Here is a 15,826-nt window from a genome sequence, read left to right as displayed (position 1 = left end):
AGAAAAAAATCCGTGTAAATTTCTCAAATCCGTGTCATCTGCGTTCCAAAAAATACTATACAACATTTTCTGAAATCTAATTTCTAAATTCTAAATGGAATTTCGTACTTTTGACAAATTCTAATTATAAATGCAGTTCAAACATCCAGAAATTCTCTACTTCCTTTTTCTGTTGGTTATACCAATTTTGGTGCATTTATTTCAATTACGTCGTTTTAAAAAAGAATATTTTACTAACGTAAAGCTTCTGAAAGAACTTCAAATTCAAACCCGAAAAAGTTCTAAAATCAAGAAATGGTTGTTGTTGGCGACACGTTTATTGTTGTTAACTTGTTTAATTTTAGCGTTTGCCCAACCCTTTTTTGATGCCAAAGACACTACAAACAAAGGAAACGAACTCATCATTTTATTAGACAATTCGTTTTCCATGCAAGCCAAAGGTGCGAAAGGCGAATTACTCAAACGAAGCATTCAAGATTTATTAGAAGAATTACCCGAAAACCAACAATTCTCATTACTTACCAATTCCGAAGTTTTTTGGGACACCGATATCAAATCCATTCAAAAAGAATTACAGAATTTAAAATATTCGGCAATGCCGTTTCAGTTGGATTATTTGATTAATCAAGTGGAAACCAAAAAGAAAAATACCAAAAAAGATTACGTTATCATTACCGATGCGATTCAATCCGAAAGTAAAAAAGCATTGGATTTAGCAGAAAATAATGTCGTGTATTTTATTCAACCTGAAGCGCAAAACAAAACCAACATCAGCATTGATAAGGTGGCGATTTCACAAGTTTTGGATCAGTTTTACGAATTGAAAATTACACTTCAAGCTTTTGGAGAAACTGAAAATGAAGTGCCACTTTCTGTTTTCAGTAACAACAAAGCGATTGCCAAAACCATCGCAAAATTTGAAACTCAAAAGACAGAAATTGCAATCACCATTCCAAAAAACGATTTCCACGGAAACATAAGTATCGAAGATAATAGCTTAAGCTACGACAACGATTACTATTTGAGCATTTCAAAACCAGAAAAAGCAAATGTAATCGCTATCGGAAATTCAGATAAAAACAATTTCTTAAGTCGTATTTTCACTGCTGATGAATTCAATTTCCAAAGCACGGAATTAGCTACTTTAGATTACAATCAAATCGAAAATCAAGATGCGATTGTGTTGAATGAATTAGAAGATTTGCCAGTTGCTCTGGGAACTACACTAAAATCTTTCTACGAAAAAGGAGGCAATATTGTTTTAATTCCGAATGCAAAAAACACACCTTCTTTATTAAATGCTTTCGCGAAAAACTTCGGTGGATTGAATTATTCCCAACTTTCAACTTCTGGAAAACAAATCACGAAAATCAACTTTAATCATCCGTTATATCAAACGGTTTTTGAGAAAAAAGTGAGTAATTTCCAATATCCAAATGTAAAAGAAAGTTTCACTTTATCAGGAATAACAAATATTTTACAATACGAAGACAATTCGGTTTTCGTGGGTTCAACTACGAATCGATTAGGAACTTTTTACGCTTTTTCTGCACCAATAAACAAACAAAATAGTAATTTTCAAAATGCACCATTGATTGTTCCTACCTTTTACAACATGGGACAAAATCAAGGCAAAACGGGAATTAACGCTTATACCATTGGTGAAAACGAAAACCTGATTTTAGAAACCATTTTAGCCAAAGACGAAGTCGTTTCGGTACAAAAAGAAGGCTATAGTTTCATTCCAATGCAACAAATTTTGAATACAAAATGCAAACTATCTTTTGGAGATTATCCTGAAGAGGCTGGCAATTTTGATGTTATGAAAGCTAACAATTCGCTAAAGAAAATCAGTTTTAACTATTCAAGAACGGAAAGCGATTTAACACAAGTTTCATCAACAACTTTTGAAAATTTTACGAAAGTAAACAACATAGCCACCGTTTTAAATGACATTGCTTCAGAAAGAACAAGTAATGAAATTTGGAAATGGTTTATCATCGCAACACTACTATTTTTAATAACAGAACTACTAATCCAAAAATTTGTAAAATGACGCAAGTTATTCTAAAACAAGCCAAAATTATCGACCCTTCAAGTTCATTTCACAACCAAATAATGGACATTAAAATTGAAAACGGAACGATAACTCAAATAGAAAAAGACATTCAAGCAACTTCAGGTTTTGAAGTAGTGAATGTTCCTAACCTACACGTTTCTAAAGGTTGGATGGACAGCTCGGTTTCTTTTGGAGAACCAGGGTATGAAGACCGAGAAACAATAGAAAATGGTTTAAAAGTAGCTGCTAAAAGCGGATTTACAGCAGTAGCTTTACAACCAAATTCGAGTCCAGTAATTGACAATCAATCGCAAGTACGATTTGTATTAGATAAGGCTAAAAACCAAGCTACTTCTTTATATCCAATTGGAGCTTTAACCAAAGGAAGCGAAGGAACAGATTTAGCTGAATTATTCGACATGAAAAACGCTGGAGCTATTGCTTTTGGCGATTATCAAAAAGCATTACAAAATGCAAATCTTCAGAAAATTGCCTTACAATATGTGCAAGATTTCGACGGAATGTTAATCGCATTTTGTCAAGACAGCAATTTAAAAGGCGTTGGAATTGCAAACGAAGGCGTTGTAAGTACCAAATTAGGAATGAAAGGAATTCCTGCATTAGCTGAAGAATTACATGTAGCACGAAATCTTTTTTTACTTGAATATACTGGTGGAAAATTACATATACCAACTATTTCTACAAAAGGAAGTATCAAATTAATAAAAGAAGCAAAAGCAAAAGGTTTACAAGTTACTTGTAGTGTTGCTGTTCACAATTTAGTTTTAAATGACGAAGAATTAATGGGATTTGATTCAAGATACAAAGTATTACCTCCATTACGTGAAGAAGCAACTCGCAAAGCATTAGTTGAAGCTGTTTTAGATGGAACAATTGATTGTATTACATCAGATCATAATCCTTTAGACATCGAACACAAAAAATTAGAATTCGATTTAGCGAAAGACGGAACTATTGGTTTAGAGAGTGCTTTTGGTGCTTTAGCCACCATTTTACCACTTGAAGTAATAATTGAAAAATTAACAGCTAACAAACTGGTTTTTAATATAAATAATCCTTCAATCACATCTGGAAACAAAGCCGATATTTCAATGTTTGTTATAGATGAAAATTGGGTATTTGGAAAAGAAAATATCGTATCAAAATCTAAAAATTCTGCTTTCCTTGGTAAAAATTTAAAAGGAAAAGCAATTGGAATTTACAACAACGGACAATTGGTAATGAATAATTAATAATTACATTTTTGAATTATGAACGAAGTAGAACAAGGAAAACAAACGGCAATAGTAAGTTACTTAACCATCATTGGAACTATTATCGCCATTTTTATGAATAGTGAAACTAAAAACACTTTCGCTAGTTTTCATATACGTCAAGCCCTTGGAATTTTTATTACATTTTTCTTATTAGGATATCCTGTTGGCTATTTTGATAGCTGGATGGTTTCTGCCGGTTTTTGGACTTTCATTTTTATTTTATGGTTATTCGGGTTTTTAAATGCTTTAAATGGCGAACAAAAACCAGTGCCTTTTTTAGGTGAATTGTATCAAAATTTATTCAAAAGCTTCTAATCTAAAATTACAAAATGAACCTACATTATCTTATAAGAGAACCAAAAGTTATATTAGAAAAAAATCCATTATTATTGCTTTTACACGGTTATGGAAGTAATGAAGAAGACTTGTTCTCTTTTGCAAATGAATTACCACAAGATCATTATGTAATTTCGGTAAGAGCACCTTACGATTTACAACCTTACGGTCATGCTTGGTATGCAATTCATTTTGATGCAGATGAAAACAAATTTTCAGATAACGTTCAAGCAAAACAATCGGTTGAAATTATTGCAAGTTTCATTGACGAAATTGTAAAACAATATCCAATTGATACTAAAAATGTAACTTTAATTGGTTTTAGTCAAGGTGCTATTTTAAGTTATGCTACTGCCCTAACCTATCCTGAAAAAGTTACCAAAGTAGTAGCGTTAAGTGGTTATTTCAATCAAGAAATAATGCCAAAAGAAATTGATAAAATTGCTATTTCGCATTTAAAATTCTTTGTTTCTCATGGATCAGTAGATCAAGTAATTCCAGTTGATTGGGCACGAAAAGCAAAACCAGCATTAGAAAATTTAGGATTAGATGTAGTGTATAATGAATATCCTGTTGGACATGGTGTTGCACCACAAAACTTCTTTGATTTTAAAAATTGGTTATTAAAATAAAATCAAAAAGCTCTGAACTTACATTCAGAGCTTTTTTCATTAACCTACTAATCTAAACATTTTAAGCAATTATGATTTTGGTGTTACAACAGCATCAATTACGTGTATAACTCCATTTTTTTGATTCACATCAGCAATAGTAACTTTAGCACTATTTCCATTTTCGTCTGTAATGTAAACATCATTTCCTTTCATCCAAGCAGTTAAAGTGCCACCGCTTACCGTTTTAAATGAATATTTGCCATTACCTTTTTTTATTGCTGCCACAATATCTTTAGAACTCCACTTCCCAGCAGCCACATGGTATTTTAGTATTGTTTGTAACAACTCTTTATTCTCTGGTTTTAATAATGCTTCAACCGTTCCAGCAGGTAGTTTAGCAAACGCAGCATTTGTTGGGGCAAAAACGGTGAATGGTCCGTCTGACATTAGTACTTCAACTAGACCTGCTGCTTTAACGGCTGCAACTAAAGTTGTATGATCTTTAGAATTGACCGCATTTTCAACGATATTCTTACTAGGATACATAGGAGCTCCACCTACTTCAACTGTTTTTTCTTTTGTTTGAGCAAATGTCGATGCTCCAAAAAATAATCCGAAAGCTACAACTGCAGTAGCAAAAAATTGGTTCGTTTTCATAATGTAATTTTTTAAGTTTTATAATTGCATTTACGCTAAATTCATAAACTTGGTTTAAAAAAAAAGAAAAAAACAATCTTAAGTAAACTATAAGTAAAACTTTAACCAATAATTCTGTATTTTTGTTTCAATAAAAAAAACAGGTATGGCATCAATAACATTAGGAGGTAATCCAATTAACACAAGTGGCGATTTGCCATCAGTAGGTTCTAAAGCTGCTGATTTCAATTTAGTAAAAACAGATTTAGGTTCAGCAACTTTAAGCGACTTTTCTGGTTCAAGAGTAGTTTTAAACATTTTTCCAAGTATTGATACTGGAACATGTGCTGCGTCGGTAAGAAAATTTAATGAAAAAGCAAGTTCATTAGCAAATACTAAAGTATTATGTATTTCAAGAGATTTGCCTTTTGCTCAAAAACGTTTTTGTGGTGCAGAAGGCTTAGAAAATGTAATTAACCTTTCAGATTTCAGAACTGGTAGTTTTGGAAAAAATTACGGTTTAGAAATTACTGACGGTCCTTTAGCTGGTTTACATTCTCGTGTAGTAATCGTTTTAGATGAAAACGGGACTATTTTACACACTGAGCAAGTAAAAGAAATTGCTGACGAGCCAAACTATGAGGCTGCTTTAGCAGTATTATAAAAACACAACTGTCCTGAAATTAGTTTTATAAATAGTTAACACTGTTAAATAGAAATAATTTTAGGACAGTTTTTTAATTCTATATTTTAAATGAAATTCGAAAAAGACGAAACCCTATTCACAGGCAGATTAAAAAGCATGGGGTTTGCATTAAAAGGTGCAATTAAACTTGTGACAACAGAACATAGTGTAATGGTACAATCCTCATTAGCTGTAATAATGACTATTGCCGGATTTTACTTTGGCATCAACCGTTTTGAGTGGATGATGCAAATCTTAGTATTTGGTTTGGTCTTAGGAATTGAAGGGCTAAATACTGCTGTTGAAAAAATTGCCGATTTTGTGCATCCCGATTTTGATGAACGTATAGGATTTATTAAGGATATTGCTGCAGGAGCTGTATTTTTTGCTGCCATGACTGCAATAGCTATCGGATGCATTATTTATTTTCCTTATTTGTTTTAATTTAGCTACTTTTGTAAAAATTGATCCGTTTACATGGCCAAAAAAACTAGTAAAGATTCCGCTAATACAGCTACAGAAACTAAAGAGAAATTCTCTTGGCGTATAAATCGTCAGCAGAAATTCATTTTAGGTATTTTTTTAATCTTCTTTTCAGTAGCATTATTACTTTCTTTTATATCGTATTTCATTACTGGAAATAACGATCAAAATCTAGTAAACGAACTAACCAACAGAGAGGCTAAAGCCGAAAATTGGTTGGGTAAATTTGGTGCATTTTTAGCCGACTTTTTCTTATACAAAGGTTTTGGCGTTGCCTCTTTTATTTTTGTTAGAATCCTATTTTTAGTTGGAGCCTATTTGGTTTTAGATATGGCTTTAACCAAACTTAAAAAGAGCTTTTTTTGGGATTTTTATCTAATCATATTTGTATCTGTTATTTTCGGATTTTTCTGGGAATACATGCCGCAACTTGGTGGAACAGTTGGATATGAAATCAATTTATTTATTCAAGATTATATTGGTAAAACCGGAACTTTATTAGTCTTACTATTCGGAATTTTATTGTTTTTAGTATTTAAAATCAAAATATCACCAGAAAGTTTTACCAAAGTTTTTGAAAAACCGCAAGAAGAATTAAAAGAAGATATGGCAACTGCTCCTATTGCAGTTCCCGAAACTGAAAACAATTTAGAACCTGAAACAGAGGAAGAAAACAATTTAATATCACCTATTCCTTCTCCTACAAATTCTAAAGACGATTTCATCTTAACAGAAGATGAAGAAGAAATGGGCAATTTTGAATTAAAAACGTATCCTTCGTCTTTTGAAATCAATAAAGAAGCTTTAAAACCGACAATAACTGCTGCTTCTGAATTAACTTTAGATACAAAACCTAAAGTTGAAACTCCTGAAGAAATGAATTTTTCTATCGAAGACAGAAGTATTCCAAAAGAAGACTTTGTAAACGAAGACGCTTTTGTTATTGAAAAAATTGAAGAAGAAGAGGTTATTGAAGAGAATTTAGCTGCTAAATTGGTTCAAGATTTTGGACTATTTGATCCTACATTAGAATTATCAAATTACCAATTCCCTCCTATCGATTTATTAAAAGAATATTCTTCTGGTGGAATTACTATCAATCAAACCGAATTAGAAGAAAACAAAAATAAAATTGTTGATACTTTAAAAAATTACAGCATTGGGATTTCGCAAATTAAAGCAACTGTAGGTCCTACTGTTACGCTTTATGAAATTGTACCTGAAGCTGGAATTCGTATCTCAAAAATTAAAAACCTAGAAGACGATATTGCTTTATCGTTATCAGCATTAGGTATTCGTATTATTGCACCAATTCCTGGAAAAGGAACCATTGGTATTGAAGTACCAAACAACAATCCTACAATGGTTTCAATGAAGAGTGTTATCTCTTCACCAAAATTCCAAACTGCCGAAATGGAATTACCAATTGCTTTAGGTAAAACAATTTCTAATGAAACTTTTGTTGTTGATTTAGCTAAAATGCCTCACTTATTGATGGCAGGTGCTACTGGACAAGGAAAATCGGTAGGTTTAAATGCGGTATTAACGTCATTGTTATACAAAAAACATCCTGCAGAAGTAAAGTTTGTTTTGGTTGACCCGAAAAAAGTTGAGTTAACACTATTTAATAAAATTGAACGTCATTACTTAGCAAAACTTCCTGATGGCGGTGATGCTATTATAACAGATAACACCAAGGTAATCAACACCTTAAACTCATTGTGTATTGAAATGGACAATCGTTATTCTTTATTAAAAGATGCTATGGTTCGTAACATTAAAGAATACAATGAGAAATTTAAAAACCGTAAATTAAATCCGGAAAACGGTCACCGATTCTTACCTTATATTGTATTGGTTGTTGACGAGTTTGCCGATTTAATTATGACTGCAGGAAAAGAAGTAGAAACGCCTATTGCTCGTTTAGCGCAGTTAGCTCGTGCCATTGGTATTCACTTAATTATTGCAACACAACGTCCTTCGGTAAATGTAATTACTGGTATGATTAAAGCCAACTTCCCGGCTCGTATTGCATTCCGTGTAACGTCAAAAATTGATTCGAGAACTATTTTAGATTCAGGTGGTGCTGATCAATTAATTGGTCGTGGAGATTTATTGTACACGCAAGGAAATGAAATTGTCAGAGTTCAGTGTGCTTTTGTAGACACTCCTGAAGTAGATAAGATTTGTGACTTCATCGGAGCTCAAAAAGCATATCCTGAAGCTTACTTACTTCCTGAATACGTTGGTGAGGAAAGTGGCATAAAACTTGATATAGATATATCCGAAAGAGATTCACTATTCCGTGAAGCTGCAGAAGTAATAGTAACAGCACAACAAGGTAGTGCTTCTCTGATTCAAAGAAAATTAAAATTAGGTTACAATAGAGCCGGTCGTTTAATCGACCAATTAGAAGCTGCTGGTATTGTAGGTCCTTTCGAAGGTAGTAAAGCCCGTTCCGTTTTAATACCTGATTTAGTAGCACTGGAACATTTTTTAAATAATGAATAAAACAAAAATTAAAATGACACGTTTTTTACAAGTTGCAATTGCATTACTAATTGGTTTTTCACTTCAAGCTCAAGATGCTAAAAAAGCAAAGGAGTTATTAGATGAAGTTTCTGCCAAAGTAAAATCGTACAATAATATTGTAATTGACTTCAAATACTCGTTAAACAATCCAAAAGAAAACATTAACCAAGAAAGTAAAGGAAATGTAGCGTTACAGGGTAATTTATATAACTTAAATTTCATGGGGGTTACTAAGATTTTTGATGGAAAAAAAGTATATACAATAGTACCAGAAGACGAAGAAATTACGATTGCTAACTTTGATGAAAAAGATGAAAATGCAATTACGCCAAACAAAATGCTTACATTCTTTAATTCGGGTTATAAATATGCTTGGGACATTCTTCAAAATGTAAAAGGAAGAAAAATTCAGTATGTAAAATTAACACCAATTAGTGGCAAAGATCAACGCAAAGAAATTTTAGTTGGGATTGATGTGCAAACAAAACACATTTACACGGTTATTGAAGTAGGCAAAAATGGCACAAAAACTACTTTAACTGTTAATTCTTTTAAAACAAATCAGCCTTTATCGAAAAATCATTTTACCTTTACCAAATCAAAATACCCTAATTATTATATCAATAAATTAGACTAATTTAGGTTCTGGTGAAAATATTAGATAAATACATTATTAAATCCTTCATGATTACATTTACTTCGGTATTTGTAATCTTGTTTTTTATATTCGTCTTACAAGGAATTTGGCTTTTTATTTCTGAATTAGCCGGAAAAGATTTGGACTTTTTTACAATACTTAAGTTCTTATCCTTCTATGCTCCTACTATTGTTCCAATGGTTTTACCACTTTCGGTTTTATTAGCTTCCATCATGACTTTTGGTAGCTTTGCCGAAAACTACGAATTTGCCGCAATGAAATCGTCTGGTATTTCATTACAACGTGCCATGAAAATGCTAACCATTACTATCGGAATTTTAGCCATTGTATCCTTCTTCTTCGCTAACAATGTAATTCCAGATGCTCAATTTCGATTCATCAACTTGCGTAAAAACATTGTACAACAAAAACCAGCCATGGCAATTGCTGAAGGACAATTTAATACAATTGGAACTTCAAATATCAAAGTTGATAAAAAGTCTGGTGATAATGGAGAACTTCTAGAAGGAGTTACCATGCACGTAAAAAACACCAATATGGGATTAGGTGCTAATACCATTATAAAAGCCAAAAGAGGTGTTTTAACAAGCGAAGATGATTCAAATTATTTACAATTAGAATTGTATGATGGATATTACTATGAAGATATTCATCCTAAAAAATTTGAAGAAAGAAACCGTTTGCCTTTTGCTAAAAGTAGTTTTGAAAAATATGTTATCAATATTGATTTAACCAAATTAAATCAAACACAAATAGATGAAGGAAATGTTACATCTGAAAAAATGTTAACCGTTCCGGAACTTTCCTATACAATTGACTCACTTCAAAAAAATTATTCTAAAGAAGCTATATCATTCGCTAATAATATTGTAATGAGAAATGACAATATTTTTAGAAGAAGAAATCCAAATAGTTTCAATAATTCTTCAGCTATCAACAATAATAATTCAGGTAATACAAAGGTAGATGCTAAAAAAGAATTGTTATCTATTTTTAATGATTTTGAGCGCAAACAAATTTTAGAAATGGCAAAAAGTAATGTTGCCAGTACAGAATTTACGATTCAAACAAGTAAAGCAGATTTAGAAAGCAAATCAAAAAACATTAACGACCACTGGTTAGCAATACATGAAAAATTTGTAATTGCTTATTCGTGTTTATTAATGTTTTTTATTGGAGCGCCATTAGGAGCCATTATTCGAAAAGGAGGTTTAGGTTTACCTATTGTTTTTGCTGTTGGTATATTCATCATTTTTCATTTCGTAAATACTTTTGGACGTAAAGTTGCACAACAAGATAGTATTCCTCCATTTTTAGGCGCTTGGATGGCTTCAATGATAATGACACCATTTGCTATAATGCTAACTTATCGTGCTACAAACGATATTGGTATTATGATTAACTTAGATTGGTTAACAGATCCATTTAAAAAACTTTTTAATAAAATAACTCAAAATAACGACGACAACAACTAACACCATGTCAAAGAACATACAACTAAACACAATTGAAGAAGCTATTGAAGACATCCGTCAGGGAAAAGTAATCATAGTAGTAGATGATGAGGATAGAGAAAATGAAGGAGATTTTTTAGCAGCTGCAGAAAAAGTAACTCCTGAAATGATCAACTTTATGGCAACGCACGGAAGAGGACTAATTTGTGCTCCATTAACAGAATCACGTTGTAAAGAATTGGACTTACACACCATGGTACGTAACAATACGGACCACATGGAAACGGCTTTTACCGTTTCTGTAGATTTAAAAGGGAATGGAGTTACTACTGGAATTTCCGCTGCGGACAGAGCAAAAACAATTCAAGCCTTAATCGATCCTAATACAAAACCATTTGATTTAGCACGTCCTGGACATATTTTTCCTTTAATTGCGAAACAAGGTGGTGTTTTAAGAAGAACTGGTCATACTGAAGCTGCAATTGATTTTGCACGTTTAGCAGGATTTAAACCAGCGGGTGTTATTGTAGAAATCATGAATGAAGATGGAACAATGGCACGTTTACCACAATTAGTAGATGTTGCTAAAAAATTCGATCTTAAACTAGTTTCTATTGAAGATTTAGTTGCTTACAGAATGCAACACGATAGTTTAATTCAGAAAAAAGAAGATTTTGATATTCAAACGCGTTTTGGAACATTCAGATTAAGAGCATATTTACAAACAACTAACAAACAAGTACATATTGCTTTAACAAAAGGAACTTGGAATGCTGGTGAACCAGTTTTAACACGCATCAATACAACTCAAGTAAACAACGATATTTTAGGAACACTTACTTTAGATAGCAACAAAAAATTAGACGATATTTTCCGTTCGATAAATGAAGCTGAAAAAGGAGCTATTATTTTCATAAATCAAGAAGTAAAATCTTTAGAATTATTGGAAAGAGTTACCGAATTAAAAGCGTTACAAAGTCAAGGTGAAATGAGAGCACCACAAATTAAAATGGATACTAAAGATTTTGGTATTGGAGCTCAAATTCTTCACGATTTAGACATATCAAAAATTCGTTTATTATCAAACAGCTCTGCTCCTACTAAACGTGTTGGAATGATTGGCTATGGATTAGAAATTACGGATTACGTAAATTACTAAACAAAATAAACTACAATAAAAAAACGCTCAATTTAGTTGAGCGTTTTTTTTATTATTTCAACTTAGGTTTAATAATTCAAATTCAAACCTACGCCAAATCCCATATCGCTATCGTAATGCGTTCGTAAACTAAAATTTCGTTTTACAATATAGCGTGCTTCTAACATATATTCGGTATCCGTGTTAACCATAAATCCCATTCGTAAGCGTTTAGATATAGGTATATCCTCTCTCATTAACTGTAAACGCAAATTACCGTCTTGAAAAACCTCAGCTTGAAACATTACTAACATTGGCAAAGTATAAGCAAATCCGGCACTTAAAACAGCTCTTTTATCTTTCGTATTTTCTTGCCCGAAAATATTTTTCTCAACTTCTCCATCCATTTTTCTATAACGCCAATCGAATCCAACAAAAGGCATAAACCATTGCATTTTCCCTATATACCTACCCAAATGAAATTCGGCTTCATAACCGTGCATGTCATTATATCCTAAACGCCATTCTGCTCCTAAACTCCAACGTGTATTTTGAATCATTGCCATACCGTCATTTCCATTAGTAGCAAAATCGTTTTCTGCCATAAAATGAAAAGCCCTATCGTCGGCATTTAATTTACGCTGCGCTAATTTAGGATTCGGAATTAATGGATTAGCTTCTTGATTTTCATACGTAAAAATCCTGCCCATTCCTGCCATCATGTGATACAAAATATGACAGTGAAAAAACCAATCGCCCTCTGCGTTAGCATTGAACTCAATCACGTTGGTTTCCATTGGCATCAAATCCATTACATTTTTTAAAGGAGCATACTCACCTTGCCCATTAATAATTCTAAAATCGTGTCCGTGCAAATGCATTGGGTGACGCATCATAGAACCATTATAAAGCGTTATTCTAACATTTTCACCTTTCTTAATTAAGATTTTATCCGTTTCTGAAATCACTTTATTATCCAAACTCCACACATAACGATTCATATTACCTGTCAATTCAAAACGCAGTTCTTTTACTGGTGCATCTTTTGGTAAGGTTGTTGGTTCAGTCGCCTTTAACATGGCATAATTTAAAGTGGTAATGGAAGTCTTAGAAGTTGCTTGGTGATTGGAATGTTGGTCATTCATTTCCGATTTTGGCATTGCTTCTTTACTTTTATCTTTAACGGCACCTGTAATTTCAGGATACATCACAACATTCATATCCATTTGATTCAATGACATGCTCATTCCCATATCGTTCATTTCGCCATTCATTTTCATCATATCATTCATCATTTTCATCCCTTCAAAATATTTCAATTTTGGCATAGGAGAAATCAATTGTTTGATACCATTTCCCAAATACAAAGAAGCCGATTTTGTTCTGTCTTCTGGTGTAACCAAAAACTCATAAGAAGTATTATCGGCTGGAATAGTTACTACTACATCATACGTTTCTGAAACAGCAATTAATAAACGATCAACCTCAACAGGTGCTACATCGTTTCCATCACTGGCAACTACTGTAATTTTACCACCGGCATAGGTTAACCAAAAATAGGACGATGCACCACCGTTGGCAATTCGAAGTCGAACTTTATCGCCACCTTTAAACTGTGATAATTGGTTTTCATTTTTACCATTAATTAGGAACTTTTCATAATAGACATCGCTAACATCCATAGCATTCATACGCTTCCACTCATTTACAACTTTAGTTTTGAAATGCCCTTGTTGAATGGCTTCTGAATAACTTTGCGTAGTTCCTTTTTTAATAGCAAACCAATCGGTAGCATTGTGCAACATTCGATGCACATTTTCTGGCTTTAAATCAGTCCATTCACTTAAAATAATAGGCACAGTTGGTAAATCATCTATACCTTTTCGGAATGTTTTGTTATTTTGTTTTTTGTTCATAATGAACATACCATACATACCAATTTGTTCCTGTAATCCTGAATGACTGTGGTACCAATGAGTTCCGCTTTGAATTATTGGAAACGAATATTTGTGAGTAGTTCCCGGTTCTATTGGCATTTGTGTAAGGTTTGGGACACCATCTTCTTTATTAGGTAAAAATAGTCCGTGCCAATGCAATGAAGTGCTTTCTTTTAATTCGTTATGTACATAAATTTCAGCAATATCACCTTCTGTAAATGTTAATGTTGGCATAGGAATTTGACCATTTACTGCAATTGCTCTTTTTTCTTTTCCAGAATAGTTTACGATGGTATCACGAACATATAAATCGTAACGAACTATGTTTTGCGAAAACAGCGTTTGTGTTGCCAAAACGAAGATTACGATTGGTAACAGTTTTTTTGAAAGAATGTTTTGTAAATCCATTATAGTAATTGTATTATTTTAATTTTACACTATTATTTTTTTAACAATATTTCCCAATCCGCTATTCTTTTATTTAGTGTCTCGATTGTACTTTTCATTTTTTCCTTATCGGCTAAGGTAATTGCCCTTTTTGCTGCTTCAATTGCATTGGTATAATCTTTTAATTCGGATGCTATTTTTTGTCTTAAATTTGGGTAATTGAAATTTTCAGGTTTTAATTTTTCGGCTTCTAAAAGCCATGTCATTGCCAGTTTATAATCTCTATTGGTGTTGTAATAGTAATTAGCTGCCTGAAATAATAAATTAGCATCCTGAGATTTCCCTTTAATGATATGCTGGTCTATTAATGCTAGTATAGTATCGTCTTCCTTGCTCTTTATTGGTATTTTAACCAATGTGTTTTCCCAAAAGATTTTTAGATACGCTTCCCCTTTGCTGTTGATGTCATTTAAATCGATTGTAAATGTTTCATAGAAGTTAGAGCTTTTTTCGACAGGAACTTTGAAACGCATCACATCCTTTTTTTCATCATAGCCGGTTTCGCCATGTAAAGTAGTATCTGTGTTGATAATTATAGTCCACTCATTGATTGAAGGAATTGTGAATATTGAGTAACTACCTGTTTTTAATACATTGTTGCCAAATGAAATATCTTCGGAAGTAGTTATTACAGTACAATCACTTGCCCCTGTTCGCCAAAGTTTATCAAATGGTACTAACTCCCCAAATATTTTTCGTCCTCTGACTAAAGGTCTGCTATATGAAATTTTTATTTTTGCGCTACCCACTTCTTGCTCATACGATGCTGCAGGGCTAGCTGCAGTTACTCTAATTTGAACTTTGTCTTGTGCTGACAGTATTACAGATTGCAAAAGCATAAAGCTTAATAGGATGTTTTTTTTCATTTATTTTAATTTTTAAATATGTTGGAATATTAATCTAATTCTTTAAGCTTAGCTTTCATTTTGTTAGCTTCCGCATGCTGCCCTGTACTATTTTTAGCAGCACTTTTCACCTGATTGAATAGGTGGACATTTTACAGTGCCATAGCTGCAATAAACACAACAATCACCTTGTTTAGGTTTCACTATTTTTTTACAGTTTTCGCATTCATAGAAGAATTGACAAGCATCAGTAGGCATCATTTCTTCTTTTTTGTGACCGCAATGTGGACATGTTATTTTTGATTTCAGTTCTACTGATTTACCGTTGTACATCGTGCAAGTATTACAGCCATAGTGAAGTTTGTTTCTATGATAATTGACTATTGTAGCGATAAGAAGCCCGAACATACCAGTATATAAAAAATAGGACTGATAATCATTATTACAAAAGTAATAGCTGTAAAAAATGATTATTGTACTTGGAATAGCTATCAACAAAGGATATAGGCATCTATGCAGGCGATAGGAAAGAAAAAAGCCAACTAAAGATAATAGGACCATCCCTTGAAAAATCCACATTGTCCAACCTCCAAAAAGTTCAAAACTACCTAAACCTAAAGCAGATGCTACAAATGCAAAAAGAGGGAAACAGCAAGGCGAAAGCAATGCTGTAAAGAACATCCCGATTGTTCCTAATTTATCTATGTTATTTTTTAGTTTCATTC

The 15,826-nt window shown here is 32.6% G+C and carries 14 protein-coding genes and 1 pseudogene; 10 read left to right on the top strand and 5 right to left on the bottom strand.

Going from position 1 to position 15,826, the window contains the following annotated elements; all coding sequences use genetic code 11:
* The first annotated feature begins 130 nt into the window (after nucleotides 1–130).
* Genes LOS89_RS05415 through LOS89_RS05400 form a run of 4 tightly spaced genes read left to right on the top strand, consistent with a single transcriptional unit; the run spans nucleotide 131 to nucleotide 4,304 of the window.
* Nucleotides 131–2,056 (top strand): vWA domain-containing protein, encoded by a 1,926-nt coding sequence (locus tag LOS89_RS05415; RefSeq protein ID WP_231836816.1) that lies wholly within the window; start codon nucleotides 131–133, stop codon nucleotides 2,054–2,056.
* Nucleotides 2,053–3,312, top strand: coding sequence for a dihydroorotase (locus LOS89_RS05410; RefSeq protein ID WP_231836815.1), 1,260 nt, complete (start codon nucleotides 2,053–2,055; stop codon nucleotides 3,310–3,312). The genes LOS89_RS05415 and LOS89_RS05410 overlap by 4 nt, the downstream gene beginning before the upstream one ends.
* A gap of 18 nt (nucleotides 3,313–3,330) precedes the next feature.
* On the top strand, nucleotides 3,331–3,651 hold the full coding sequence (locus LOS89_RS05405) for a DUF4870 domain-containing protein (RefSeq protein WP_231836814.1): 321 nt from the start codon (nucleotides 3,331–3,333) through the stop codon (nucleotides 3,649–3,651).
* A 14-nt stretch (nucleotides 3,652–3,665) separates the two neighbouring features.
* Nucleotides 3,666–4,304, top strand: a complete 639-nt coding sequence (locus tag LOS89_RS05400) for an alpha/beta hydrolase (protein ID WP_231836813.1) — start codon at nucleotides 3,666–3,668, stop codon at nucleotides 4,302–4,304.
* A 69-nt stretch (nucleotides 4,305–4,373) separates the two neighbouring features.
* Here the strand turns inward: LOS89_RS05400 and LOS89_RS05395 are convergent, their stop codons facing one another.
* A complete protein-coding gene (locus tag LOS89_RS05395; protein WP_231836812.1) occupies nucleotides 4,374–4,943 on the bottom strand; it encodes a fasciclin domain-containing protein in 570 nt (189 codons plus the stop codon).
* 145 nt (nucleotides 4,944–5,088) lie between these two features.
* Here LOS89_RS05395 and tpx point away from each other — a divergent pair, with 145 nt between their 5' ends.
* From tpx to ribB, 6 genes are all read left to right on the top strand, one after another.
* Nucleotides 5,089–5,586: a thiol peroxidase gene (gene tpx / locus LOS89_RS05390; protein WP_231836811.1), complete on the top strand. Its 498-nt coding sequence runs from the start codon at nucleotides 5,089–5,091 to the stop codon at nucleotides 5,584–5,586.
* Nucleotides 5,587–5,676: 90 nt separating this feature from the next.
* Nucleotides 5,677–6,051 carry a diacylglycerol kinase gene (locus LOS89_RS05385; protein WP_231836810.1) on the top strand — a complete coding sequence of 125 codons (375 nt, stop codon included), beginning with the start codon at nucleotides 5,677–5,679 and terminating at the stop codon, nucleotides 6,049–6,051.
* Nucleotides 6,052–6,084: 33 nt separating this feature from the next.
* Nucleotides 6,085–8,601 carry a DNA translocase FtsK gene (locus LOS89_RS05380; RefSeq protein ID WP_231836809.1) on the top strand — a complete coding sequence of 839 codons (2,517 nt, stop codon included), beginning with the start codon at nucleotides 6,085–6,087 and terminating at the stop codon, nucleotides 8,599–8,601.
* Nucleotides 8,594–9,259: an outer membrane lipoprotein periplasmic chaperone LolA1 gene (gene lolA1 / locus LOS89_RS05375; protein WP_231836808.1), complete on the top strand. Its 666-nt coding sequence runs from the start codon at nucleotides 8,594–8,596 to the stop codon at nucleotides 9,257–9,259. Before LOS89_RS05380 ends, lolA1 begins: the two co-directional genes overlap by 8 nt.
* 11 nt (nucleotides 9,260–9,270) lie before the next feature.
* Nucleotides 9,271–10,755, top strand: coding sequence for an LptF/LptG family permease (locus tag LOS89_RS05370; protein WP_231836807.1), 1,485 nt, complete (start codon nucleotides 9,271–9,273; stop codon nucleotides 10,753–10,755).
* A 4-nt stretch (nucleotides 10,756–10,759) separates the two neighbouring features.
* Complete coding sequence (gene ribB, locus LOS89_RS05365) at nucleotides 10,760–11,893, top strand: 3,4-dihydroxy-2-butanone-4-phosphate synthase (RefSeq protein ID WP_231836806.1); 1,134 nt, start codon at nucleotides 10,760–10,762, stop codon at nucleotides 11,891–11,893.
* A gap of 68 nt (nucleotides 11,894–11,961) precedes the next feature.
* Here the strand turns inward: ribB and LOS89_RS05360 are convergent, their stop codons facing one another.
* The 4 genes and pseudogenes from LOS89_RS05360 to LOS89_RS05345 all read right to left on the bottom strand — a co-directional run.
* Nucleotides 11,962–14,217 carry a multicopper oxidase domain-containing protein gene (locus LOS89_RS05360; RefSeq protein WP_231836805.1) on the bottom strand — a complete coding sequence of 752 codons (2,256 nt, stop codon included), beginning with the start codon at nucleotides 14,215–14,217 and terminating at the stop codon, nucleotides 11,962–11,964.
* A gap of 32 nt (nucleotides 14,218–14,249) precedes the next feature.
* Nucleotides 14,250–15,122, bottom strand: a complete 873-nt coding sequence (locus LOS89_RS05355) for a DUF2911 domain-containing protein (protein ID WP_231836804.1) — start codon at nucleotides 15,120–15,122, stop codon at nucleotides 14,250–14,252.
* Nucleotides 15,123–15,215: 93 nt separating this feature from the next.
* The gene (locus LOS89_RS05350) at nucleotides 15,216–15,434 is read right to left on the bottom strand and encodes a GDCCVxC domain-containing (seleno)protein (RefSeq protein ID WP_229658308.1); all 219 of its coding nucleotides are present in this window, start codon (nucleotides 15,432–15,434) and stop codon (nucleotides 15,216–15,218) included.
* Nucleotides 15,435–15,485: 51 nt separating this feature from the next.
* Nucleotides 15,486–15,824 (bottom strand): annotated as a pseudogene (locus LOS89_RS05345) (MerC domain-containing protein); the annotation flags it as partial.
* Nucleotides 15,825–15,826 lie beyond the last annotated feature (2 nt).

It is taken from the genome of Flavobacterium channae (assembly GCF_021172165.1).
Classification (GTDB): Bacteria; Bacteroidota; Bacteroidia; order Flavobacteriales; family Flavobacteriaceae; genus Flavobacterium; species Flavobacterium channae.
Note: the sequence above shows the minus strand (reverse complement) of the source record. Positions and strands in the feature narration are given on the sequence as shown.

Excerpts from the sequence above, each read along its gene's own strand:
- LOS89_RS05415 (WP_231836816.1), top strand. The coding sequence starts at position 131 with ATGCAGTTCAAACATCCAGAAATTCTCTACTTCCTTTTTCTGTTGGTT.
- LOS89_RS05410 (WP_231836815.1), top strand. The coding sequence starts at position 2,053 with ATGACGCAAGTTATTCTAAAACAAGCCAAAATTATCGACCCTTCAAGT.
- LOS89_RS05405 (WP_231836814.1), top strand. The coding sequence starts at position 3,331 with ATGAACGAAGTAGAACAAGGAAAACAAACGGCAATAGTAAGTTACTTA.
- LOS89_RS05400 (WP_231836813.1), top strand. The coding sequence starts at position 3,666 with ATGAACCTACATTATCTTATAAGAGAACCAAAAGTTATATTAGAAAAA.
- LOS89_RS05395 (WP_231836812.1), bottom strand. The coding sequence starts at position 4,943 with ATGAAAACGAACCAATTTTTTGCTACTGCAGTTGTAGCTTTCGGATTA.
- tpx (WP_231836811.1), top strand. The coding sequence starts at position 5,089 with ATGGCATCAATAACATTAGGAGGTAATCCAATTAACACAAGTGGCGAT.
- LOS89_RS05385 (WP_231836810.1), top strand. The coding sequence starts at position 5,677 with ATGAAATTCGAAAAAGACGAAACCCTATTCACAGGCAGATTAAAAAGC.
- LOS89_RS05380 (WP_231836809.1), top strand. The coding sequence starts at position 6,085 with ATGGCCAAAAAAACTAGTAAAGATTCCGCTAATACAGCTACAGAAACT.
- lolA1 (WP_231836808.1), top strand. The coding sequence starts at position 8,594 with ATGAATAAAACAAAAATTAAAATGACACGTTTTTTACAAGTTGCAATT.
- ribB (WP_231836806.1), top strand. The coding sequence starts at position 10,760 with ATGTCAAAGAACATACAACTAAACACAATTGAAGAAGCTATTGAAGAC.
- LOS89_RS05360 (WP_231836805.1), bottom strand. The coding sequence starts at position 14,217 with ATGGATTTACAAAACATTCTTTCAAAAAAACTGTTACCAATCGTAATC.
- LOS89_RS05355 (WP_231836804.1), bottom strand. The coding sequence starts at position 15,122 with ATGAAAAAAAACATCCTATTAAGCTTTATGCTTTTGCAATCTGTAATA.
- LOS89_RS05350 (WP_229658308.1), bottom strand. The coding sequence starts at position 15,434 with ATGTACAACGGTAAATCAGTAGAACTGAAATCAAAAATAACATGTCCA.